Raw genomic sequence first — 21,442 nt, 5'->3', positions numbered from 1 at the left:
CTCGTAGCGCATCATCTCGCCTTGCCTCCTTGCGGAGACAACAACCGGCGCTCCCACATCCATCAGACACGGCCTAGGCGCCCAGCACCTGCCGCAGCACGGTCTGGAAGTAGTTCGTGCTGCCGACGTGGGCGGCGTGCAGGCGCGCGGACTGGTGGAGGCGCTGGGCGACGGCCTCGAACTCCGCCTGGCTGACGTCGCGCAGGGACAGGTACAGGCGGGCGGCGGCGCGCAGATAGGAGAAGAGCGCGTTCTTGTGGTGCCCGTCCGGGCGGCGCGCGAGGTGGCGGTACAGCTGGGAGAACTCCTGGTCGACCTCCGCGTGGCGGGTGTCGCGGCAGAAGCCGGCGGCCGTGGCCTCGATGAGGAAGAAGAACGGCTCGTAGTCGGGGAAGGGCGGCCGGGAGAAGTCGGGCGGCTGCTTGTTGCCGGTCCACAGCGCGGACACGGGCTGGAGGCGCACGTGGGCGGTGACGTCACCGAAGCGCACGGGCACCTCGTCGCCCACGACCTTCACCTGGCCCTGCTCGTCCCGCTCCACGGGGATGAACAGGCGCATGGGGTCCTCCACCTTCACGCCCGCCTTCTCCAGCTCCGCCACCACGTTCGCGTCCATTGCGTTGATGTTCCTCCGGGTCCCCCCATCTACCGCGTCGCGCCCGGATGTGCACCCGGGACGGCGGTCTGGCGTTCAGGCGCCGCCGCTTCCAGCACCGCTTCGGCGGCACGGAAGATGCCATCGGCGCGAGCGTACGGCTCAGGGGTTCCTGTGTCGGAGACTGGCCAGGGAAGGCACGCGCCCCCCGTGAACCTCGCGTGCCGGGAGGTCTTGAACAGACCGGAACCACAGGACCATGCCATCCGGACCTCGAACCCCAGGGTCGACTGGCAGGGTGGCCCCTGTTCGGAGCGGGTCGCCGCGTCCACCAGCTCGCGCAGGAACCGCTCCCCCACTGCGCGGTCCAGGCGTTGATCCACGCGATAGGCGTCCTCCAGGAAGGCCCTCTGCCGGACGCCCTTCAGCCAAGCCCCCTCCTTCCGGACTCGCAGCTCCCACGTGTTCGTCTTTCCTCCGTAGCACCCCTCGGAATCGAACCCGACCTCGAGCATGGCATCGGGCGTCGAAAGCAGGCACGCCAGCGGGCTCTCAGGAGGCGCCTGCCGCTGTCCGGGAGCGAGGGCTCTCGTCCCAGGCTTGCGTCCCGAGGCCACCGCGAAATCGTAGTCCTCCAGCCCCTCACCGGGACTCCAGGTGCGGCCATCATCCGATGAGCGCAGCAGTTGGCCGCTGGAGAGCTCCGCGAGCAGGATCCCGCCCCCGAGCGCGACCAGCGAATGGATGGGCCTACCGGCCGTCTCGCCTAGCCGGAACCAGGAGTGGCCCGAATCATGGGTGGCCATGAGTTGGGAGCCCACCCATCCCACCCAGTGCCGAGGCCCTCGCTGGATGAAGCCATCCAGGCGGGTGACGCGCCCCTGAGCGCGCGTGAGCAACGGCCCCTGACGGAGGGCCTGACCTCCCATGAAGGTCGTGAGTTCACTCCGGACTGAAAGGGCCACCACGGTATCCCCGAGGAACCCCCAGGCATGTTCGAAGGAAGGGACCCACTGGTCGACCGGCAGGTCCGGAGGTGTCTGGGTCAGCACCTGCCGTCCATCCTTGAGGGAGGAGACATGGAGGGACGAGGTTCCGGAAACGGGGCCCTGCCAGGTCCCGCCCCCATCGGTTGTCTTGTAGAGCCCACCGGAGCCCCGGACCCAGCCCAGCTCCGGGGTGAGTCGCAGGACATCGCGCAGCTCCGGCGGGGACTCATGGTCTCCGAAGGAGAAGCGCTGGGGTGGCTGCGAAGGCGGCGCCAATGGCATCCAACTGTTGCCACCATCCTCCGTGGCCCAGAGCGTGGCCATCGTGCCCACGGCCCACCCCTGGTCGGGCGTGACGAAGGAGAGCCCCCGGCAGCGGTCCCTGTCGTTGAAGGGCGTGGCGGTCAGTTCCTGCCAGCTCGCACCCTGGTCGTCGCTGCGCACGATGCGTCCGGAGGAGCCACACATCCAGGTCTGCGGGCCAGAGCGCGCCAACGTGTAGATCCATTGCTTATCGACCAGCGGGACGGAGTGCCATGTCTTGCCAGCATCCGTCGTGCGGAAGATGCGCGGCCCGAGATGGCCCGCCACGAGGCCCACCTCGGGCGTGTACCAGGTCAGGAAGTCGATGACGTTCGAGTGGTTTCCCGCCCGTGCCCTATTCAATGCCTGGGAGAGTTCCGTCGCGGGCCGCCAGGAGCGGCCTTCATCGGTGCTGCGATAGGCTTCGATACCAGACGCCTCGGAGACCTTGTAGGGCTCCACCCCGAGGGCCCACCATTCTCCTCCAGGCCCTGGCGCGACCACCCCGAGCCGGGCATCGAGCGCTTCGACGGACAGGTCCGCGAATACCGGCGAGGAGGCAACACGCCCCGGCGTGGCGCACCCCAGCGACAAGCCGCACACGACCCAGACACCCCAATGACGGACGCGCATCTCCACCTTCCAGGAATGGAGGCAGTATCCACCTCCGAGCGCATCCGCATTCCTCACCGTTCCATCATGGTTCCCGGATGAAGCCCATGACCCGAAGCGAGATCCGCGAAGCCATCCAGCACCTGTTCACCGTGTTCCGAGACCGAGCCCCATTGGTTCGCGAAACAACTGACACGGCGGCAACTCCTTTCGAGCCCGTTTACTGCCAACCACCCGGGCGGAACGCCACGCCGCGCGGCATGGACAGACCAGACTGGAGGACCTGGAATGACACACACCCTCCAGAGGTGCCTCATGCCCCAACGCCTTCAACCGAGACTCCTGTTGTGTTTCGCACTTGGAATCCTCTTCACGGGGTGCAGTGAAGGAGGCCTGGAGGCCGTGAGCACCTCCGAGTGCTCCACCGGCCTGAAGTGGACCGGCGACGACCATGGCTCCGCCCTGATGCACCCCGGTGGCGACTGCATCCAATGTCATTCAGGGCACGACGAAGGCGCAGGGCCCGGCGAAGGGCCGGGGCACGGCGGAGGCGAGGAGCACGGAGAAGGGCCGATGTTCGTGGTGGCGGGCACCATCCAGGCCACCGCGCACGAGGCGGACGACTGCGCGGGGCTCGAAGGCGCCCAGGTCGTCATCACCGACGCGAATCAGAAGGCATACACGCTGAAGACCAATGCCTCTGGCAACTTCTTCATCAAGTCCGACGACGCCAAGGACTTCGCGTTCCCCTACACCGCTCGCATCACCCACGGTGGAACCCAGTGGGCCATGAACACCCCTCAGAGCACCGGGGCCTGCGCCTCCTGCCACACCGTGACGGGAGCCAACGGCGCTCCCGGGCGCATCAGCCCTCCGTGATGACCCATCCCGCCAGGAGCCGGTGAAGCGTGCGCAAAAAGAAAGGGCGTCAGACTGGAGTCTGACGCCCTCGAATTTCCCTGCTGCTGTGTGCCCAAGGGCGGAATCGAACCACCGACACGGGGATTTTCAGTCCCCTGCTCTACCGACTGAGCTACTTGGGCGTACCGCGCGCCGCGAACGGCAGGGCCGATTTACGGTCACTTGCCGCCGCCGTCAACCTCTTTCCTCCGCACGTCCCTCGCCCCCCGCTCAGGCCGCCAGCCTGGGTGCCGCGCCGTCCCAGGCCGTGCACCCCTCCGTCAGCCGCTGGCGCAGCTTCTGGCGCAGCCCCTGCTCAATCTGCCGGATCCGCACCGCCGTCACCCCGAAGCGCTGGGCCAGCAGCTCCGCGCTCACCCCGTCCTCCGCCAACATCCGCTCCTTCACCAGCGCCCGCTCCCGCGCGTCCAGCTCCGGCCAGGCCTCTTCCACGCTCTGGTGCAGCTTCCGCGCCCACATCCCCCGGTCGGCCCGCTCCTCCATCGAGTCCTCCTCCGACTCCAGCATGTCCAGCCGCGTCACATCCCCCTCCCACCCCAGCGGCGCGTTCAACGACACGTCCTTCGCCAGCGCATCCGTCCCCCGCGCCACCTCCTCCTCCCGCTTGCCCAGCGCCTCCGCCAGCCGCTTCGTCACCTCGGGGTGGCCCTCTCCCCACCGGGCCTCCAGCCGCGCGCGCTCACGCCGGAGCTGGAAGACAATCCAGGGCGCCCGGCCGCCCGCCACGCTCCAGGTCCGCGACACGTAGGCCCGGATGCGCGCGCGGATCCACTGCTGCGCGTACGCGCCGAACGGCACCCCTCGCTCCTCGAACCGGCGCGACGCCTCCACCAGGCCCACGTTGCCCTCCGCCATCAGCTCCTCCAGCGACAGGCCCGTCCAGCGGTACTTCCAGGCCAGCCGGCGGACCAGCTGCAGGTGCCCCCGCACCCGCAGTTCCACTTCCGCCGAATCCACCTCGGCCCCCATCCCCCCCACCGTGGACACGCGCTCTTCGTAGATGGCTTCCATGAACGCACCTCCCCAATCAGTCCTCCGCGCACCCATCGCGCGGTGACGGGCATAGAAATAAGGGGGCGGCACTCTTAATAAAATGAGCTAGTTTGGATGGAACCCTTCGGTTATTCCTAAGTCATGGCCTGGCTCAACTACCACCATCTCCTGTATTTCTGGACGGTTGCGCGGGCAGGCAGCATTGCCCGGGCGAGCGAGGAGCTGCACCTCGCCCAGCCGACCATCAGCGCGCAGATCAAGCTGCTGGAGGAGTCGCTCGGCCACCAGCTCTTCGAGCGCAAGGGCCGCAAGCTGGTCCTCTCCGACGTGGGCCGCACCGTGATGCGCTACGCGGACGAGATCTTCCGCCTGGGCAATGAGCTGAAGAACGTCGTCTCCGGCCTGCCCTCCGGACAGCAGCTGCGCCTCAACGTGGGCGTGCTGGATGTCATCCCCAAGCTGGTCGCCGAGCAGCTCCTCAAGCCCGCGCTGGAGGCGGGGCCCTCGCTGCGCATCATCTGCCGTGAGAGCCCCCTGCCCCAGCTGCTCGCGCAGCTGGCGCTGCATGAGCTGGACGTGGTGCTCGCGGACGCGCCCGGCTCCGAGCCCGTCAGCGTCCGCTCCTTCAACCACCTGCTGGGCAAGTGCGGGGTGACGTTCTTCGCCGCCCAGCCGCTCGCGCACCTGCGCAAGGACTTCCCGCGCTCGCTGAATGGTGCCCCCATGCTGCTGCCGTCGGAGGAGTCGTCGGTGCGCCGCTCGCTGGACCTGTGGTTCGAACGGCGCGGCGTCCGGCCCCTCATCGCCGGCGACTTCGACGACAGCGCGCTGCTCCAGGCCTTCGGCCAGAAGGGCCACGGCATCTTCGCCATGCCCTCCATCATCGACGCCGAGGTGCAGCGGCAGTTCGACGTCACCGCCATCGGCCACACCGACGAAATCGAGCAGTGCTTCTACGCCATCACCGTGGAGCGCCGCCTGCGCCACCCCGCCGTCGTCGCCATCGCCGAGGCCGCGCGCTCGCACATCTTCGGCGGGTGAGGCTCCAGGGCCTTCACGCCACGGCCCGGAACACCTCCGCGCCCGCCACCACCGTGGCCAGCACGCGCGCGTCCACCAGCGCCGACGCGGGCCCCTCCACGGGGTCCTCCGACAGCGCGACGAAGTCCGCGTCCAGGCCGGGCATCAGTCGTCCGCGCCGCGACTCCTCGAAGGACGCCCACGCGGGCCCCACCGTGAAGCCCTCCAGCGCCTCGGCCGCGCTCAGGCGCTCCTGGGGATGCCAGCCGCCCTCCGGCCAACCCTTCGCATCCTGCCGCGTGCGCGCCGCGTAGAGCCCCGCGAGCACGTCCGGGTTCTCGATGGGGAAGTCACTGCCCAGCGCCAGGTGCGCGCCCGCGTCCTTCAACGCGCGCCACGCATACGCGCCCTTCAGCCGCTCGCGCCCCAGCCGCGTCTCCGCCCAGCGCATGTCGCTGGTGGCGTGCGTGGGCTGCACGCTGGCCACCAGCCCCGCGGCGCCGAGCCTCTGGATGTCCTCCCACCGCAAGATCTGCGCGTGCTCCACGCGGTGCCGCAGCGCCTGCGTGCCCGTCCGCTCCGCCCCGCGCAAGAGCACGTCCACGACCAATGTATTGGCACGGTCTCCAATGGCATGGATGCACACCTGGAAGCCCCGGGCCATGAAGGCCTGGGCCCGGGCCTCGAGCTCCTCCGGCGCGAGGAGCAGCAAGCCACGCTGGCCGGGCTCGTCGCTGTAATCCTCATGCAGCGCCGCGCCGCGGCTGCCCAGCGCGCCGTCCGCCAGGAACTTCACCGCGCGCATCGACAGGTGCCGCCCCTGCCATGGCCCCTGCGCCAGGTAGCCGTGGCGCTCCTCGCCCTGCCCCGCGGCCATCGCATACACGCGCAGGGGCAGCGTCCCCGCCGCGTCCCACGCCTGCAACGTCCGGAACGCCCCCAGGTCCATGCCCGCGTCGTGCACGCCCGTGAGCCCCACCCGCGCGCAGCGCTCCAGCGCCGCTCGCAGCCGGCCCTCCAGCTGTTCGCTCGTGGGCGCGGGGATGAAGGCGTCCAGCAGGTCCATGGCGTTGTCCACGAGGACTCCGGTGGGTTCGCCCTTCGCATCCCGGAGGATGCGGCCTCCGCGCGGATCCTCCGTGTGCCGGGTGATGCCCGCGCGGCGCAGCGCCTCGCCGTTCACCCACGCCGCGTGGTGGTCCACCCGCGTGAGGAACACCGGCGTCGTGGGGAAGCGCGCATCCAGCTCGGCGCGGCCAGGGAACGCGGCGCCCGGCCACGCGTTCTGATCCCACCCCTTTCCGAGCAGCCAGTCTCCCTGGAAGCTCGACGCGGGCGCCTTCGCCAACCGCTGGACGACGTCCTCCACCGAGGGCGCATCCTCCAGGCGCACCGTGGTCAGGCTCCGCCCCAGGCCGTGCAGGTGCGCGTGCGCATCCACCAGCCCGGGCACCACCGTGGCCCGCCCCAGGTCCACTTCACGCGCTCGCGAACCAGCGACGGCGCGCACCTCCGCGAGCGTCCCCACCGCGAGCAGCCGTCCGGCGCGCACCGCCAACGCGGACGCGCGCGGACGCGCTGGATCCAGCGTCCACACGCGCTCCGCCCTGTAGACCGTGGTCTCGTCCGTCATGCGGCGGAGCCTACCCACCTCCCTCGGGGAAGCCACCATCCACGCCCGGCGCTTCGATGGGGGCCGCGGGGCCGCTCGGCTCGTCGGGCACGTTCTGGATGGGCTCGCGGACCGTGTCCGGCCCCTGGATGGGGACCTGGTTCTCCGTCCCGGCGGGCTGGGTGGTCTTGCAGGCCACCGCTCCCGCGGTCAGGCCCAGAGCAGCGATGAGCAGCACGGCACGGCGCATGAAACCTCCTGGGAGCACAGCGTGAGACCGACCCTAGGGAGGTGCGCCCTCCCCCCGCAACGCGCATCCCCTTCAACGTCCACCATTGGATGCACAGGCGGGACTCCGGGCCCTTCCTGCCCGCACGCTCCCCAGGCCCCCGGCTTCGGCCCCCTGTCAGCCGAACGTTCGATGCACACCGTTGTGCAAGCGCGTGCGCGCGAGGGGCGCGCACCCGGGGGATGCGGTGGCCATGCGGGAGCACGTCGACAGCAAGCGCTTTCGCCTTCACGTCCTCTGGGGCTGGCTCATGGCCCTGTGCTTCGCAGGCTCCCTCCTCGCGTCCGCCGCCCCCGCGCCCGCCGCGCCCCTCGTCACCCGGTGTGAGCTGGAGGGCGTGGTGGATGCCGGGTCGGGCGCCTACCTCGCGGACTGCGTGAAGCGCGCGGAGGCCAGTGGCGCCACGGCGCTGCTCGTGCGGCTGGACACGCCTGGGGGCGAGCTGGAGGCCACCCGCGCCGTCGTGCGTGCGTTCCTGGGCTCGCGCGTCCCCGTGCTCGTCTGGGTGGGCCCGTCCGGCGCGCATGCCGGCAGCGCGGGCGTGTTCATCGCGCTCGCGTCGAACGTGAGCGCGATGGCCCCCGGGACGAACATCGGCGCCGCGCACCCGGTGGGGCCGGGAGGTGAGGACCTGGAGGCGGCCGGGGGGACGCAGCTCGCCCGGAAGATCGAGAACGACACCGTCGCCTTCGCGGAAGGACTGGCCCGTCAGCGGGGCCGGGACGCGGAGTGGGCCTCGATCGCCGTGCGCGACAGCGCCAGCATCCCCGCGGACCGCGCCGTGGCCCTTCACGTGGTGGAGTTCGTCGTGCCCACCGAGGCCGCGTTCCTCGCCGCCGTCGACGGCCGCCGCGTGGAGGTGGCGGGCGGCGACACCGTGACGCTCGTCACTCGCGACGCCCGCGTCGTGTCGCTCGAGCCGGGGGTGGCCCAGCAGGTGGTGCACGCGCTCGCGCAGCCGTCCCTCGTCTACCTGTTGTTCCTGGTCGCGGCGCTGGGGTTGGTGGCGGAGCTGTCCCATCCGGGCGCGGTGGCGCCGGGGCTCGTGGGCATCGTGGCGCTGGTGCTCGCCTTGATGGCGTCCTCCACGCTGCCGGTGCGCTCGGGGGCGCTGGTGTTGATGCTCGCGGGCGTGGGGCTCATCCTCGCGGAGCTCTTCGTCACCAGCGGTCTGCTGGGCGCGGCGGGCGTGAGCCTGTTGCTCCTGGGCGGCGTGTTCCTGGTGGACCGCTTCGAGCCCGGCTGGTTCGTGGATCCATCCTTCCGCCCTTCGTGGGGCGTGATGCTGCCCACGGCCCTGGTGCTCGCCGGGACCGCGGCCTTCCTCGCGTATCGCAGCGCCCAGACGCGCGGGCTGCCGCAGCGGGGCGGAGACGCGGGGCTCGTCGGCGAGGCGGGCACTGCGCTGGGTCCCGTCACGTCCACGGGCGGCGAGGTGTTCGTCCACGGCGAGCGCTGGCGGGCCGTCTCCTTCACCCCCATCCACGAGGGCGCCCGCGTCGTGGTGCGCGCCGTGGAGGGGCTCACCCTCACCGTCGCGGAGGCGATGCCATGAACAATCTGTTCGGCGCCCTGGGGCTGATCATCCCGCTGGGCCTGTTGTTCCTCCTCTTCGTCTCCGGCGTGCGCATCGTCACCGAGTACCAGAACGGCGTCGTGTTCCGACTGGGCCGCTTCGTGGGCCTCAAGCGCGCGGGCTTCCGCTGGCTCATCCCCTTCATCGAACGGATGGTCATCATCGACCTGCGCACCGTGGCGCGCGACGTGCCCCCGCAGGACGTCATCACCAAGGACAACGTCAGCGTGAAGGTCAACGCCGTCGTCTACTTCCGCGTCATCCAGGCGGACCGGGCCGTGCTCCAGGTGGAGGACTACCTCTACGCCACCAGCCAGATCGCCCAGACCACGCTGCGCGCCATCCTGGGCCAGGTGGAGCTGGATGATTTGCTGTCCCAGCGCGAGCGCATCAACCATGAGCTCCAGCAGGTGCTGGACGCGCGCACCGGCCCGTGGGGCATCAAGGTCTCCAACGTGGAGGTGAAGCACATCGACCTGCCCCTGGAGATGCAGCGGGCCATCGCGCGGCAGGCCGAGGCCGAACGCGAGCGCCGCGCGAAGATCATCGCCGCGGAGGGCGAACACCAGGCCGCCGAGAAGCTCGCCCAGGCCGCCGACGTGCTCAGCCGCAACCCCGCCACGCTCCAGCTGCGCTACCTGCAGACGCTGGTCGAAATCACCGGCGGCGGAAACCACACCATCCTGCCCATCCCGCTGGAGCTGCTGCGCGCGTTCGGCGCGGTGCCCGCGCGGCCCTTCCGCCCGGAGGAGGCCCGCGACGAGGAGGACGAGGACGCGTCCCACGGCCTCTCCTGAAACGACGAAGGTCCACCCGCGCGGGTGCGTGGGTGGACCTCCTGGGTGAAGCGGGCGGCGGGATTACAGCTGGCCGCTGTCCTCGATCTTCACGGGCTGGCGCGTCGCGCCGGACTGGCTGCCCACGCCCTCGATCTTCTTCACCACGTCCATGCCTTCGACGACCTTGCCGAAGACGACGTGCTTGCCGTCGAGCCACGGCGTCGGAATGGTGGTGAGGAAGAACTGCGAGCCGTTGGTGTTGCGGCCCGCGTTCGCCATGGACAGGAAGCCCTCGCCGGTGTGCTTGTGCTTGAAGTTCTCGTCCGCGAACTTCTCACCGTAGATGGACTCGCCGCCCGTGCCGTTGCCGGCGGTGAAGTCGCCGCCCTGGCACATGAACTGCGGGATGACGCGGTGGAAGGACGAGCCCTTGTAGTGCAGCGGCTTGCCGCTGCGGCCAATGCCCTTCTCGCCCGTGCACAGGGCGCGGAAGTTCTCGGCGGTCTTGGGAACGTCGTCGGAGAACAGCTCCATCACGATGCGGCCGGCGGGCTGGCCACCAATCGACATGTCGAAGAAGACCTTGGTGTTTGCCATGTTCACGTGCTCCACGGTGTGGGTTGAGCCAGAGGCTTTGGATATCAGCGCGAGATCCGGCGCGCGGCCCCGGGACCTACCAGACCCGCGCGTCTCGAAGGCAGCAGCTAGCACCGTCGCGTGCGCTGCGGAACAAATTCAGGCACCGGGAGGGCCGTCTCGGAAGAGGTCCTCGCGCTCCAGCGTGATGGCGCGGCGGCTCAGGCGCAGCGAGGCCAGCGCCAGCACCGCCGTGGAGCCCAGCAGGCCCACGCCCAGGGAGAAGGACAGCACCGGCAGCTCCTCCGGCACCGGGACGCTGCGGCGCAGCAGGTACAGCAGCGACGTCACCACGAAGGCCAGGAGCGCCGCGTAGGTGAAGCCGATGGCCCGCGCGAGGATGGCGTGGCGCCGGTCCATGATGGCCACCTCCTCGCGCAGGAGCGCCCGGCGCGCGTGCCCCTCTGGCAGCGTGCGCCATTCACGGACCATGTCCCGCATGCGGGCGGTGATGCGCGAAATCTGGTTGTCCAGCCCGGTCGCCAGGATGCCGCACCCGGACACCATCACCGCGGGCGTCACCGCCGTCCCGATGAGCTGGATGGACGAAGGGTCCAACCCCGCCATGCCGACGTTCATGGCCTCCTTCTGACCCACCGCCCGCCCGGCCGCCACCCCGGTCCATCCCGACACCAGCAGTGGCGAATCAACACCGGAATCTTGACACCAAAACTGTCACGACCTACTGTCAGGTTCGTGAGCACGCCCAAGACACAGACCGAATGGAAGCTGGCCGCGTTGGCGGAGGAGGTGGGGGTCTCCGCGCGCACGGTCCGCTACTACGTCCAGCGGGGCCTCCTGCCCGCGCCGCCCTTCAAGGGGCCGGACACCGTGTACGGCGAGGAGCACCGGGTGCGGCTCAAGGCCATCCGGGTGCTCCAGGCGCGGTTCATGCCGCTGGACGCCATCCAGGTGGAGCTCCAGCGGCTGTCGCCGGAGGAGCTGCTCCGGCTGGCGGAGACGCCCGTGGGGCCCGTGACGCTGCCGGAAGCACCGCCCCCGCCGCCCCCGCGGCGCCCGGGCAAAGACCCGACGGTGGAGGTGGCGCGTTACCAGCGCTGGCTCCTGGCGCCGGGGTTGGAATTGCACGTGTCGGAGCAGGCGGAAGCGAAGGTCCGGGCGCTGGCGGAGCGGGTGCGCGCCCTCATTCAGGAGTCCGAGGAAGGAACGCAGTCATGAACGAGCAGGCGAAGTGTGGGCTGTTCACGCGCGACGGGGCCCAGGTGCCCCTCCAAGGGGTGGAAGTCTCCGGTGAGCTGCTCGGGGGGCATGCGCGGGTGCGCGTGACGCAGCGCTACCGCAACGACGAGAAGAAGCCGGTGGAGGCCGTCTACATCTTCCCGCTGCCCTCGGACGCGACGCTCAGCGCCTTCTCCATGACGTGCGCGGGCCGCCGCGTGGCGGGCGTGGTGAAGGAGCGCGAGGAGGCCTTCCGCGCCTACGACGACGCCATCACCCAGGGCCACGGCGCGGCGCTGCTGGACCAGGAGCGCGCCAACGTCTTCACCGCGCAGGTGGGCAACCTGCTGCCGGGAGAGGAGACGCTGGTGGAGGTGGAGTTCCTCCAGACGCTCACCGCGGAGGAGGGCAGCGTGCGCTGGATGCTGCCCACGCTGGTGGCGCCCCGGTATATCCCCGGCACGGCGCGCGGCGACCGCACCTCCCATGGCTTCGCGACCCCGACGACGCGGGTGCCAGACGCGGACCGCATCTCCCCGCCCGAGGCCCCCCACGTGGACTACGGGCTGCGCATGAACCTGCTCATCGACGTGGGCCGGGAGGTGGTGGTGGAGAGCCCGTCCCACCGGCTCACCGTCGCGCGGGATGGGACGCGGACGCGGGTGAGCCTCCAGCGCGACTCCTCGAACGGGAAGCTGGGCTCCGACGAGGTGGCGCTGGACCGGGACGTGGTGCTCACGCTGCGCAACGCCAACCCGGACGTGATGCTCACGCCCGTCGTCACCCACCGCAAGGGGGACGGGCCGGGCACCTTCGCGCTCACGGTGGTGCCGGACCTGCTCAACCTGGCCGCGGCGCCGCCCCGGCAGGAGGTGGTGTTCGTCGTGGACACCTCCGGCTCCATGGCCGGGGAGAGCCTGCCCCAGGCCCAGGCCGCGCTCCGGCTGTGCCTGCGCCACCTGCGCGAAGGCGACCGCTTCAACGTCATCGCCTTCTCGGACTCCTTCCAGAGCTTCTCTCCGGCGCCGGTGCCCTTCACCCAGCGCACGCTGGAGCAGGCGGATGCGTGGGTCGCGAGGCTGCGCGCCTACGGCGGCACGGAGCTGCTGGAGCCGCTCGTCACCGCGATGCGGGCCGCGCCGGACGGCGTGGTGGTGCTGCTGACGGACGGACAGGTGGGCAACGAGTCGGAGATCCTCGAGGCGGTGCTCGCCGCGCGCGGGGCGGGGCGGGTGTTCTCCTTCGGCATCGGCACCAACGTGAGCGACGCGCTGCTGCGCGACCTGGCGCGGCGCACGGACGGAGCGGTGGAGTTCATCCATCCGGGAGAGCGCATCGACGAGAAGGTGGTGGCGCAGTTCTCCCGGGCGCTCGCGCCGCGCGTCACCGACCTGGAGGTGCGCTTCGACGGCGTGGAGGCCAGTGAGCTGGCTCCCGCCACGCTGCCGCCCCTGGTGGATGGCACGCCCTGGACGCTCTTCGGGCGCTATGCGCAAGGGGGCACGGGCAGCATGACGCTGAAGGGAAAGTCGGGCCGCGAGCCCTTCTCCCTCACGGTGCGGCTGGAGCTGCCCGCGCTGTCGGACCGGCCGGTGGTGGAGAAGTTGTGGGCCGCCGAGCGCATCCGGGGCTGGATGGACGCGGGCCTCGTGGGCCGGCGCGCGGAGGCGATGAAGGAGCGCATCGTGCGGCTCGCCATCGAGCACCAGCTGGCGACGAAGTACACGTCCTTCGTGGTGGTGGAGGAGCGCCAGGGTGAGCGCCGCGCGTCGGGCACGCCGGAGACGCGCGTGGTGCCGGTGAGCGCGCCCGCGGGCTGGAGTCTGTCTGGCCAGGGTGTGCCCGCGACGGACGACGATGAGTTCGCGCCAGGCGGGTTCGAGAAGAGGGATGCCGGAGGCTACGGAAGGAATCGGATGCCCGCCCCCGGGGGTCTGCCCCCCGCGGCTGCGGCGCCCAGCCCCAGCGCCGTGGCCCCCATGTCGGGCAGCCGCTCGAGGGGCGCCGCAGCGCCGCCCCCCCCTGCGAGAATATCCGCCCCCGCGCCCGAGCTGGGACCGGAGCCCACCACCGGGTCGTCCTTCCATGCGGATGAGGCGGACGCCGTCGTGGCCGCCGGCCCCTGGACCGCCCCGAAGGAGCAGGAGTCCGCGAAGAAGAAGGGCGGGTTCATGGACCGGCTGATGTCCGCCGCGAAGCCGCGGAAGGCATCGATGGCGCCGCCCGCGCCAGCGCAGGAGATGCACGCCCAGAAGGACAAGGCCGAGACGCTCTACGAGCAGGAGGAAGCCGCGCCACTGCCCGCCCTGGCGGATGCCCCGGGGGCCACCGAGGACGTGGGCAGCCTGCTGGGCCAGCAGCTCGCGAACGGCCTGTGGGCTGGAGGGGGCACGGACCCGGAGCCCGTGCGCCAGGCCCGCGCCACCGCGCGCGCGCTGCTGGCGCTGCTGCGCGAAGGCATCACCAGCAACCACCCGCTGCACGGCGCGCAGGTGAAGAAGGCCGTGGACGCGCTGCTGGCGCTGGCCGCGCAGCTCAGCCATGCGCCGGACGTCGCGGAGCTGGCGCTGGGCGTCGCGTGGCTGGTGGCGGGCCCGCGCACCCGGGGCCGCATCGAGCAGGCCGCGAAGCCCCTCCCGGGCCTGGGGGGGCGGCTGGGGGACGCGGCCGCGCTCCGCCAGCACGTGGAGACGCTGGCGACGCGGTAGGCCATGCCGCTCGTCACCCGTGACCCGGCCTTCGCGAAGCAGCGGGGCCGGGCTCCCGGCTTCTCCCGGGGCTCGGCTAGGGTGACGACGCCATGCTCCTCGCGCCCTTCATCCTGACCCTCTTCGTCGCCGCGCAGCCGGGCACGCCTCCGCCAGCGGGCGCGGCGCCCATGTCCGTCCCCCCACTCGTGGAGGTTCCGGAGGCGTGCGCCGCCGAGTCCGACTACGCGGCGGGGTTCGACGCGCTGGTGCGCGGAGAGGATGCGCGGGCGGTGAAGGCACTGGAGCACGTGCTGGAGGTGTGTCCCCAGCATCCGTACGCGCCGGAGCTGGCGCGGCTGGCGCGGACGCGGCTGGAGCCGGGTGCCCGGCTGGCGCAGGACACGCTGGCGCGGCCGGCGTCGTCGCCGGTGTCGTCGAAAGAAGGCACCTCGCGGGGGGCCCGGGCGTCGCTGACCATCGTGCAGACGCTTCACGGCGTCACCCAGGGCATCCTGCTGTGCTCCATCGCCCACTGCGTGGACACGCGCGCGTTCGTGGGGATGTCACTGCTGGGCGGCAGCGCGGGCGCGGCGGCCTCGCTGCTCCTCACCCGGGGCGGGCTGACGCTGGGACAGGCGGCGGCCATCAACTCCGGCACGGTGTGGGGCTTCGGCTTTGGCCTTGCGTCCATCGGCTCGTTCGAGCTGGAGAGCGACGCCGCCACGAGGGCGGTGATGGTGGGGGCGCTGGGCTTCACGGGCCTGGGCATCCTGGTGGCGGAGTTCGCGCATCCCACCGCCGGACAGGTGTCGATGGCGAACTCCGGCGGCCTGTGGGCGGGCGTGGTGGCGGCGCTGCTGATGGCCACGCAGGACAGCAACGACACGCGCGCGTTCTTCGGCATCGAGCAGGGCGTGGTGGGCGCGGGCCTGATTACCTTCGCGCTGCTGTCGCGCGACCTGGACATCTCCCGGGGCCGGGTGCTGCTCGTCGACGCGGGCGGCATCCTGGGGGGCCTCGTGGGCCTGAGCGCCATGTTCCTGGTGCTGGGCGACAACCACGGGGATGCCATCCTGGTGGGCACCGCCGTGGGCGCGGTGGCCGGCCTGGGGACGACCCTCTTCCTCACGCGCGACTTCGATGCGCCGGACGACGCCCCGGCCGTGTCCGTCATCCCGGCGGCGCTGGGGCGCCACGGAGGAATGGGCCTCGCGATGCTCGGACGGTTCTAGACTGCTGCCCTCCTGCTTCCTTCCGCCGTCCCGGAGCCCCGCCCATGTCCGTCGAGTCCCAGGCCTTGATTCTCTTGCGTGATGCGCACGCGCTGCGCGTGCGGCAGGTGAAGGAGTGGGGGGAGATCCTCACCGGCTTCGAGGGCCGCAACCGCTACGAGGTGGTGGGGGACGACGGGCGCCCGCTCTTCTTCGCGGGCGAGGTGGGCGGCGGCATCGGGCTGTTCCTGCTGCGCAACCTCCTCAAGGCGAAGCGGCCCTTCACCATGGAGCTGAAGTCCGCGCGCGGAGAGACGCTGCTGCGGCTGCGCCGTCCGTGGCGCTTCTGGCTGTCCCGGATGGAGGTGGAGGACGGCGAGGGGCGGCACCTGGGCGCCATCCAGCAGCGCTTCCGCTTCTTCACCCGCGCCTACGACGTGCTGGGGCCCCGCGACGAAGAGCTGGCCCAGCTGAGCGGGCCGTTCTTCAAGCCGTGGACGTTCAACGTGGAGCAGCAGGGCCGCGAGGTGGGCACCATCGCCAAGAAGTGGAGCGGCTTCGGCAAGGAGCTGTTCACGGACGCGGACAACTTCGGCGTCCAGTTCAACGGCCTGCGCGACCCGCACCTGCGGACGCTGGTGGTGGCCGCCACGTTCCTCATCGACTTCGTGCACTTCGAGGACAACAACGGCGGCTGACGGCTAGCTGTCGCGGTGCAGCGTGGGCACGCGCGGCCGCCCCGCTTCGTCGCGCGGCAGGCCGTCGAACGTCTCCTCGGACGGCGAGGCGGGACGCCAGCGCTGCACCTCGCGCACCATGAAGAAGGCCGCCGCCGACAGCACGCCCAGGTCGTCCAACCAGCCGAACACCGGGATGAAGTCCGGGATCGCGTCCACGGGCGACAAGAAGTACAGGACGGCCAGCAGCCCGGACAGCTTCCGCCACGTCGCCACCCGGGGGTCGCGCACGTACTGGAAGAAGCGGACGCCCATCCCTCGAAGGCCTGCGATGTTCATACCCCTCCCTACGCATGGGGGACGCGGATGATTGCACCTTCCGTGCCCACCGCTCGCACGCAGGGTGTGCGAGCAGGCTAGCCGACTGTCTCCTCCAGCACCTCCGCGCGCCCGGCCACCTCCAGGCGGGCGCGGCTGCCCTCGCGCAGCGGGGAGGACGGGGCGGCGCGCACCACCAGGGCCATGCCCGCGCAGGACACGGTGAAGTCCACGTGCGCGCCCCGGAAGGCGCGCTCCAGCACCTCGGCGCGCAGCGCGCCTCCCACCGCCACGCCGTCCGTGTCCGGGAGCAGGCGCAGGGCTTCCGGGCGCAGGGAGAGCATCACCTGGCCGCGGGCCTCGGCGTTCAGCGGCACGTTCCCCAGCGAGGTGCGCGCGACGCGGCCGAAGGCGGAGCCGGGGAGCAGGTTGGTGCCGCCCAGGAAGTACGCGGCGAAGGCGGTGCGCGGCGCTTCGTAGACGGACTCGGGGGCCCCCTGCTGCTCCACGGTGCCCGCGCGCAGCAGCACCAGCCGGTCCGCGAAGGCCAGCGCTTCGCCCACGTCGTGCGTGGCGAAGAGCACCGCGGTGCCGCGCGCCTTGAGCACGCGGCGCCACTCCCCGAGCAGCGCGGCGCGCAGCCCGGCGTCCATGCCCGCGAAGGGCTCATCCAGCACCAGCAGCTTCGCCCCGGAGGCCAGCGCCCGGGCCAGCAGCACGCGCTGCCGCTGGCCCCGGGAGAGCGTCCCACAGAGGCGCTGCTCCACCTCTTCGAGCTGGAAGAGCGCCAGCATGCCTCGCGCGTGCGCCAGGCCCTCGCCCTTCGGCTGCGCGTCCAGCACCACGTCCCGCACGGTGAGGCCCGACTCGAGCTCGGCGTCGTGGAGCACGCGGCGCAGGCGACGCTGCTCCGGGGGGACGAAGGCGTCCGGCCCCGCGAGCACCCGGCCCGCGAGCGTGACCGTGCCGGAGGACGGCCGCTCCAGGCCGGCGACCAGCCGCAGCAGCGCGGACTTGCCGGAGCCGGAGGAGCCCATCAGCGCCACCGCGTCTCCCGGCTCCAGCGCCAGCGACACGTCCCGCACCGCGGGGGCGGCGGCGCCCGGATACGTCAGGGAGAGGGAGTCGAGCGTGAGCAGGGCCATGGCGGCGGGCACACTACGGTGCGGCCTCCGCCGGGCAAAGCACCGTGTCCCAGGGCTGGGCACTGCCAGACGCCCGGCGCGAGCGGCCCTCGCCCGGCGTCCGCGCCCGGGCACGGCGACGTCCAGGGGCCCCGGCCATGGCCGCCCACGGCCTGTCTCGGCTCATCTCGCGAGCCCATTTCCCCCAAGCGGCCGCGGTCCCTCCGCCATACGGCTAGGCTCCCATCCCGCTTCCGCCTTGCACCCAGGAGTCCCCATGTCACGCCTGCTCATCGCCTGCGCGGTCCTGCTGGCAATCCCGTCCTTCGCCCAGGCCCCCAGCGCCCCGGCGTCACCGCCCCAGGCCGCCGCCCCCGAGGAGAAGCCCCACCCGCTGAAGGCCGCCGCCGACCGCACCCAGGCCGCCCTCGCCCAGCTCCCCCCCGCGAAGCCCGAGGACGTGAAGTCCCAGGACGCCATCCTCAAGGCCCTCTACGACGTCATCAGCGGGCCCGCGGGCGCCCCCCGCGACTGGCAGCGCTTCCGCTCCCTCTTCTACCCGGGCGCCCAGCTGATCCCGCTCGTGAAGCCCCCAGGCGCGACCACGCTCGTCGCGCGCCCCATCACCCCGGACGACTACGTGACGTGGGGCCAGCAGGCCACCGCCACGCACGGCTTCTTCGAGAAGGAGACCGCGCGCAAGACCCACGCCTTCGGCGCGCTCGTCGAGGTGATGAGCACCTATGAAGCGCGCGGCACGCAGGACGGGCCGCTCATCGCCAAGGGCGCCAACAGCATCCAGCTCTTCAACGACGGCCAGCGCTGGTGGGTGATGAGCATCTTCTGGTTGGACGAGGCCACCGCGGGCCTCAAGGTGCCCAAGGACGTCAGCCAGAAGTAGCCCGCGCCCGCCAACGCGAAGGGCCGGCACCCGGAGCGCATCTCGCGACCCGCGTCCGGCCCTCCGTGCTTCCACTCCCGGGACGTCAGCCTTCCGAGCCGGGCTCGCCTTCCGGAGCGGACTCACCCGCCGGGGCCTCCGCAGCCGCGGCGTCCACCGGCGCGGCGTCCGAAGCCTCTCCCGCCGCCTCCACCGGAGACGTGGTCTCGTCGGCCTCCTCCTCGGACTCCTCGCCCTCTGGCAGCTTGGAGATGGCCATCACCTTCTCCTCGCCGTTCTCCAGCGCGATGAGGCGCACGCCCTGCGTGTTGCGGCCGATGACGGAGATCTCCTTCACCTTCATGCGGATGAGCATCCCGCCGTTGGTGACGAGCATCACCTCGTCGCTGTCCTTCACCTGCACCACGCCCACCACGCGGCCGTTCCGCTCGGTGGTCTTGATGTCGATGATGCCCTTGCCGCCACGGCCCTGCTGGCGGTACTCGCCGCCCTCCGTGCGCTTGCCGTAGCCGTTCTCCGTCACCGTGAGGATGGCGCTGCCCTGCTCCGCCGGCGTCTGGCCCTCCTCGGGCTCCTTGTCCAGGAGGTCCGCGCCCACCACCTCGTCGCCGTCCTCCAGCGTGATGCCCTTCACGCCGTAGGCCTGACGGCCCATGGAGCGCACATCCTCTTCCTTGAAGCGGATGCTCATGCCCGTGGCCGTGGACAGGAGGATGTCCTTCGTCCCGTCGGTGATCATCACGCCCACCAGCTCGTCACCGTCGTCGATGCCCAGCGCGATGATGCCGCTGGCCCGGACGCTCTCGAACGCGCTCAGGTCCGTGCGCTTCACCACGCCCTTCTTCGTGACGAAGAAGACGTAGCGGTTCTCCGGGAAGTCGCGCGTCACCAGCACCTGCGCCAGCCGCTCCCCTTCCCCGAACTGCACCAGGTTCACGATGGCCTTGCCCCGTGACGTGCGGCTGCCCTGCGGAATCTGGTGCACCTTCAGCGAGTACAGCTTGCCCTTGGTGGTGATGGGCATCAGGTACGCGTGCGTGCTGGCCACGAACACCTTGGTGACGAAGTCGTCCTCCTTCGTCCCCGCGCCCGTCTTGCCGCGCCCGCCACGCTTCTGCGCCCGGTACTCCGACAGGGGCGAGCGCTTCACGTAGCCCGTGTGCGAGAGCGTCACCACCATCGTCTCCTCGGCGATGAGGTCCTCGCTGGTGAAGTCATCCACCGCGCCCGTGATCTCCGTGCGGCGCTTGTCGCCGTAGCGCTCGCGGATCTCCATCAGCTCCGCCTTGATGACGCCCAGCAGACTCTTCTCGTTGGCGAGGATGTCGCGCAGCCGCGCGATGTCGCGCACCAGCCCGATGAGCTCCTTGAACAGCTCCTCGCGCTGCAGGCCGGTGAGCCGCTGCAGGCGCATCTCCAGGATGTTCTGCGCCTGGTCCTCGCTGAAGCCCGCGCCCTCGTACTTGTGCTCCAGGCCGCCGTACGCCGGCTCCTCGTTGCGCGCGCGGCTGACCAGCAGCTCCATCTGCGCCTTGGCCTTCGCGTAGTCGATGCGATCCAGGTTCTGGAAGCGCTCGCGCGTGTAGAGGTCCGGCGACAGGATGTTCATCAGGCCCCAGCGGGCCTCGTCCGGGTCGCGAGACGCGCGGATGAGGCTGACCACCAGGTCGATGAGGTCCTGCGCGACGAGCAGGCCTTCCACGATGTGCATGCGCGCGAGCGCCTTGCGCAGCTCGTAGCGCGTGCGGCGCGTCACCACGTCGCGGCGGTGCGCGATGAAGCGGTCCAGCAGCTCCTTCAGGTTGAGCGTGCGCGGCTGCCCGCCGTCGATGGCCAGCATCACCGCGCCGAACGTCGTCTCCATCTGCGTCATGGAGAAGAGGTTGTTGAGCACCACCTGGGAGATGGCATCGCGCTTGAGCTCGATGACGATGCGCATGCCCTGCCGGTCGCTCTCGTCGCGGATGTCGCTGATGCCCTCCAGCTTCTTCTCGCGCACCAGCTCGGCGATCTTCTCGATGAGGCGCGCCTTGTTCACCTGGTAGGGGATCTCCGTGACGATGATGGCCTCACGGTCGCCCTTCTTGTTCGTTTCGATCTCCGTGCGCGCACGGATGGTCATGGAGCCGCGGCCCGTCTCGTAGGCGCGCCGGATGCCCTCGCGACCGGTGATGATGGCCGCGGTGGGGAAGTCCGGCCCCTCGATGAACTCCATCAGGTCCAGGACGGTGCAGTCCGGGTTCTCGATCAGGTGCAGCGTCCCGGACACCACCTCCGTCATGTTGTGCGGCGGGATGTTGGTGGTCATGCCCACCGCGATGCCGCTGCTCCCGTTGACGAGGAGGTTGGGGAACTTGGCCGGCAGGACGAGCGGCTCCTCCAGCGAGTCGTCGTAGTTGGGGCCGAACTCGACGGTCTCCTTGTCGATGTCCGACAGGAGGTCCTCCGCCAGCCGCTCCATGCGCACTTCCGTGTAACGCATGGCCGCCGGCGAGTCGCCGTCCACCGAGCCGAAGTTGCCCTGGCCGTCCACCAGCAGGTAGCGGAGGCTCCACTCCTGCGCCAGGCGCACCATGGCGTCGTAGACGGACGAGTCGCCGTGCGGGTGGTACTTACCGATGACGTCACCCACCACGCGCGCGCTCTTCTTGTAGGCGCGGTTGTGGAGGTTGCCCAGGTCGTTCATCGCGAAGAGGACGCGACGGTGCACGGGCTTCAAGCCGTCGCGCACGTCAGGCAGCGCACGGCCGATGATGACGGACATCGAGTAGTCGAGATACGAACGGCGCATCTCGTCTTCGATGTTGATGGGAATGAGCTCTCCGGCGCCGCTCGACGGAGGAGGCGCGGGGGGCGTTGCCGGCGTGTCGGTGGTGTCGTCAGCCATGGGCTCTGGAAGGTGCGGACGGGCCCCTCACGTGGGGGGCTCCGCCCGATGGGAGAGTGTTCGTAACCCCTGGATTTCCCTCAGTCAATAAGGGAAACAGGGGGGATTCGCCACGGCTGCCCGCCCGCCC

Annotated in this window: 19 protein-coding genes and 1 tRNA gene; 9 read left to right on the top strand and 11 right to left on the bottom strand. The window is 70.9% G+C overall.

Features of this window, described 5'->3' with window-relative positions; translation table 11 throughout:
* Window positions 1–73: 73 nt before the first annotated feature.
* Together FOF48_RS20570 and FOF48_RS20565 are read right to left on the bottom strand one after the other, a co-directional pair.
* Window positions 74–616: a hypothetical protein gene (locus FOF48_RS20570; RefSeq protein WP_143904201.1), complete on the bottom strand. Its 543-nt coding sequence runs from the start codon at window positions 614–616 to the stop codon at window positions 74–76.
* A 29-nt stretch (window positions 617–645) separates the two neighbouring features.
* Window positions 646–2,520 (bottom strand): hypothetical protein, encoded by a 1,875-nt coding sequence (locus FOF48_RS20565; protein WP_143904199.1) that lies wholly within the window; start codon window positions 2,518–2,520, stop codon window positions 646–648.
* A 381-nt stretch (window positions 2,521–2,901) separates the two neighbouring features.
* Here FOF48_RS20565 and FOF48_RS20560 point away from each other — a divergent pair, with 381 nt between their 5' ends.
* Complete coding sequence (locus tag FOF48_RS20560; protein ID WP_186001987.1) at window positions 2,902–3,378, top strand: hypothetical protein; 477 nt, start codon at window positions 2,902–2,904, stop codon at window positions 3,376–3,378.
* Between the two features lie 91 nt (window positions 3,379–3,469).
* Here FOF48_RS20560 and FOF48_RS20555 read toward each other — a convergent pair.
* Both FOF48_RS20555 and FOF48_RS20550 read right to left on the bottom strand, forming a co-directional pair.
* Window positions 3,470–3,542 (bottom strand) — tRNA-Phe (locus FOF48_RS20555).
* Between the two features lie 88 nt (window positions 3,543–3,630).
* Window positions 3,631–4,431 (bottom strand): sigma-70 family RNA polymerase sigma factor, encoded by an 801-nt coding sequence (locus tag FOF48_RS20550; RefSeq protein WP_143904196.1) that lies wholly within the window; start codon window positions 4,429–4,431, stop codon window positions 3,631–3,633.
* Window positions 4,432–4,554: 123 nt separating this feature from the next.
* Between FOF48_RS20550 and nhaR the strand changes: the two genes are divergently transcribed.
* Window positions 4,555–5,454 (top strand): transcriptional activator NhaR, encoded by a 900-nt coding sequence (gene nhaR, locus FOF48_RS20545; protein WP_143904194.1) that lies wholly within the window; start codon window positions 4,555–4,557, stop codon window positions 5,452–5,454.
* A 13-nt stretch (window positions 5,455–5,467) separates the two neighbouring features.
* Here the strand turns inward: nhaR and FOF48_RS20540 are convergent, their stop codons facing one another.
* Both FOF48_RS20540 and FOF48_RS20535 read right to left on the bottom strand, forming a co-directional pair.
* On the bottom strand, window positions 5,468–7,066 hold the full coding sequence (locus FOF48_RS20540; protein ID WP_143904192.1) for an amidohydrolase: 1,599 nt from the start codon (window positions 7,064–7,066) through the stop codon (window positions 5,468–5,470).
* Between the two features lie 10 nt (window positions 7,067–7,076).
* Window positions 7,077–7,295 (bottom strand): hypothetical protein, encoded by a 219-nt coding sequence (locus FOF48_RS20535; RefSeq protein WP_143904190.1) that lies wholly within the window; start codon window positions 7,293–7,295, stop codon window positions 7,077–7,079.
* A 232-nt stretch (window positions 7,296–7,527) separates the two neighbouring features.
* On the opposite strand from FOF48_RS20535, the gene FOF48_RS20530 reads away from it, so the two are divergent.
* A complete protein-coding gene (locus FOF48_RS20530) occupies window positions 7,528–8,889 on the top strand; it encodes a nodulation protein NfeD (RefSeq protein WP_143904188.1) in 1,362 nt (453 codons plus the stop codon).
* The gene (locus tag FOF48_RS20525) at window positions 8,886–9,707 is read left to right on the top strand and encodes a slipin family protein (RefSeq protein WP_143904186.1); all 822 of its coding nucleotides are present in this window, start codon (window positions 8,886–8,888) and stop codon (window positions 9,705–9,707) included. Before FOF48_RS20530 ends, FOF48_RS20525 begins: the two co-directional genes overlap by 4 nt.
* Window positions 9,708–9,770: 63 nt before the next feature.
* Here the strand turns inward: FOF48_RS20525 and FOF48_RS20520 are convergent, their stop codons facing one another.
* A complete protein-coding gene (locus FOF48_RS20520; RefSeq protein ID WP_143904184.1) occupies window positions 9,771–10,286 on the bottom strand; it encodes a peptidylprolyl isomerase in 516 nt (171 codons plus the stop codon).
* 138 nt (window positions 10,287–10,424) lie between these two features.
* A complete protein-coding gene (locus tag FOF48_RS20515; RefSeq protein ID WP_143904182.1) occupies window positions 10,425–10,904 on the bottom strand; it encodes a DUF2721 domain-containing protein in 480 nt (159 codons plus the stop codon).
* 117 nt (window positions 10,905–11,021) lie between these two features.
* On the opposite strand from FOF48_RS20515, the gene FOF48_RS20510 reads away from it, so the two are divergent.
* The 4 genes from FOF48_RS20510 (at window position 11,022) to FOF48_RS20495 (ending at window position 16,103) form a co-directional block, all read left to right on the top strand.
* A complete protein-coding gene (locus FOF48_RS20510; protein WP_143904180.1) occupies window positions 11,022–11,504 on the top strand; it encodes a helix-turn-helix domain-containing protein in 483 nt (160 codons plus the stop codon).
* On the top strand, window positions 11,501–14,212 hold the full coding sequence (locus FOF48_RS20505; protein WP_143904178.1) for a VIT domain-containing protein: 2,712 nt from the start codon (window positions 11,501–11,503) through the stop codon (window positions 14,210–14,212). The genes FOF48_RS20510 and FOF48_RS20505 overlap by 4 nt, the downstream gene beginning before the upstream one ends.
* A gap of 92 nt (window positions 14,213–14,304) precedes the next feature.
* On the top strand, window positions 14,305–15,426 hold the full coding sequence (locus FOF48_RS20500; protein ID WP_143904176.1) for a hypothetical protein: 1,122 nt from the start codon (window positions 14,305–14,307) through the stop codon (window positions 15,424–15,426).
* A gap of 44 nt (window positions 15,427–15,470) precedes the next feature.
* Complete coding sequence (locus FOF48_RS20495; protein WP_143904173.1) at window positions 15,471–16,103, top strand: phospholipid scramblase-related protein; 633 nt, start codon at window positions 15,471–15,473, stop codon at window positions 16,101–16,103.
* Window positions 16,104–16,106: 3 nt separating this feature from the next.
* Here the strand turns inward: FOF48_RS20495 and FOF48_RS20490 are convergent, their stop codons facing one another.
* Window positions 16,107–16,421 carry a YkvA family protein gene (locus FOF48_RS20490; protein WP_143904171.1) on the bottom strand — a complete coding sequence of 105 codons (315 nt, stop codon included), beginning with the start codon at window positions 16,419–16,421 and terminating at the stop codon, window positions 16,107–16,109.
* 77 nt (window positions 16,422–16,498) lie between these two features.
* Window positions 16,499–17,545 (bottom strand): ABC transporter ATP-binding protein, encoded by a 1,047-nt coding sequence (locus tag FOF48_RS20485; protein WP_143904169.1) that lies wholly within the window; start codon window positions 17,543–17,545, stop codon window positions 16,499–16,501.
* Window positions 17,546–17,801: 256 nt separating this feature from the next.
* Here FOF48_RS20485 and FOF48_RS20480 point away from each other — a divergent pair, with 256 nt between their 5' ends.
* The gene (locus FOF48_RS20480) at window positions 17,802–18,425 is read left to right on the top strand and encodes a nuclear transport factor 2 family protein (protein WP_143904167.1); all 624 of its coding nucleotides are present in this window, start codon (window positions 17,802–17,804) and stop codon (window positions 18,423–18,425) included.
* Between the two features lie 85 nt (window positions 18,426–18,510).
* Here FOF48_RS20480 and gyrA read toward each other — a convergent pair whose 3' ends face one another.
* Window positions 18,511–21,312, bottom strand: a complete 2,802-nt coding sequence (gyrA, locus tag FOF48_RS20475; RefSeq protein ID WP_143904165.1) for a DNA gyrase subunit A — start codon at window positions 21,310–21,312, stop codon at window positions 18,511–18,513.
* Window positions 21,313–21,442 lie beyond the last annotated feature (130 nt).

The organism is Corallococcus sp. Z5C101001 (assembly GCF_007352635.1).
Classification (GTDB): Bacteria; Myxococcota; Myxococcia; order Myxococcales; family Myxococcaceae; genus Corallococcus; species Corallococcus silvisoli.
The sequence above is the reverse complement of the archived record's forward strand: the minus strand, read 5'-3'. Positions and strand labels throughout refer to the sequence as shown.

Bases quoted from the DNA above. Each gene is read 5' to 3' on its own strand.
- FOF48_RS20485 (WP_143904169.1), bottom strand. From the start codon at position 17,545: ATGGCCCTGCTCACGCTCGACTCCCTCTCCCTGACGTATCCGGGCGCC.
- FOF48_RS20525 (WP_143904186.1), top strand. From the start codon at position 8,886: ATGAACAATCTGTTCGGCGCCCTGGGGCTGATCATCCCGCTGGGCCTG.
- gyrA (WP_143904165.1), bottom strand. From the start codon at position 21,312: ATGGCTGACGACACCACCGACACGCCGGCAACGCCCCCCGCGCCTCCT.
- FOF48_RS20535 (WP_143904190.1), bottom strand. From the start codon at position 7,295: ATGCGCCGTGCCGTGCTGCTCATCGCTGCTCTGGGCCTGACCGCGGGA.
- FOF48_RS20565 (WP_143904199.1), bottom strand. From the start codon at position 2,520: ATGCGCGTCCGTCATTGGGGTGTCTGGGTCGTGTGCGGCTTGTCGCTG.
- FOF48_RS20500 (WP_143904176.1), top strand. From the start codon at position 14,305: ATGCTCCTCGCGCCCTTCATCCTGACCCTCTTCGTCGCCGCGCAGCCG.
- FOF48_RS20550 (WP_143904196.1), bottom strand. From the start codon at position 4,431: ATGGAAGCCATCTACGAAGAGCGCGTGTCCACGGTGGGGGGGATGGGG.
- FOF48_RS20540 (WP_143904192.1), bottom strand. From the start codon at position 7,066: ATGACGGACGAGACCACGGTCTACAGGGCGGAGCGCGTGTGGACGCTG.
- FOF48_RS20520 (WP_143904184.1), bottom strand. From the start codon at position 10,286: ATGGCAAACACCAAGGTCTTCTTCGACATGTCGATTGGTGGCCAGCCC.
- FOF48_RS20530 (WP_143904188.1), top strand. From the start codon at position 7,528: ATGCGGGAGCACGTCGACAGCAAGCGCTTTCGCCTTCACGTCCTCTGG.
- FOF48_RS20495 (WP_143904173.1), top strand. From the start codon at position 15,471: ATGTCCGTCGAGTCCCAGGCCTTGATTCTCTTGCGTGATGCGCACGCG.
- FOF48_RS20515 (WP_143904182.1), bottom strand. From the start codon at position 10,904: ATGAACGTCGGCATGGCGGGGTTGGACCCTTCGTCCATCCAGCTCATC.
- FOF48_RS20570 (WP_143904201.1), bottom strand. From the start codon at position 616: ATGGACGCGAACGTGGTGGCGGAGCTGGAGAAGGCGGGCGTGAAGGTG.
- FOF48_RS20480 (WP_143904167.1), top strand. From the start codon at position 17,802: ATGTCACGCCTGCTCATCGCCTGCGCGGTCCTGCTGGCAATCCCGTCC.
- FOF48_RS20490 (WP_143904171.1), bottom strand. From the start codon at position 16,421: ATGAACATCGCAGGCCTTCGAGGGATGGGCGTCCGCTTCTTCCAGTAC.
- nhaR (WP_143904194.1), top strand. From the start codon at position 4,555: ATGGCCTGGCTCAACTACCACCATCTCCTGTATTTCTGGACGGTTGCG.
- FOF48_RS20505 (WP_143904178.1), top strand. From the start codon at position 11,501: ATGAACGAGCAGGCGAAGTGTGGGCTGTTCACGCGCGACGGGGCCCAG.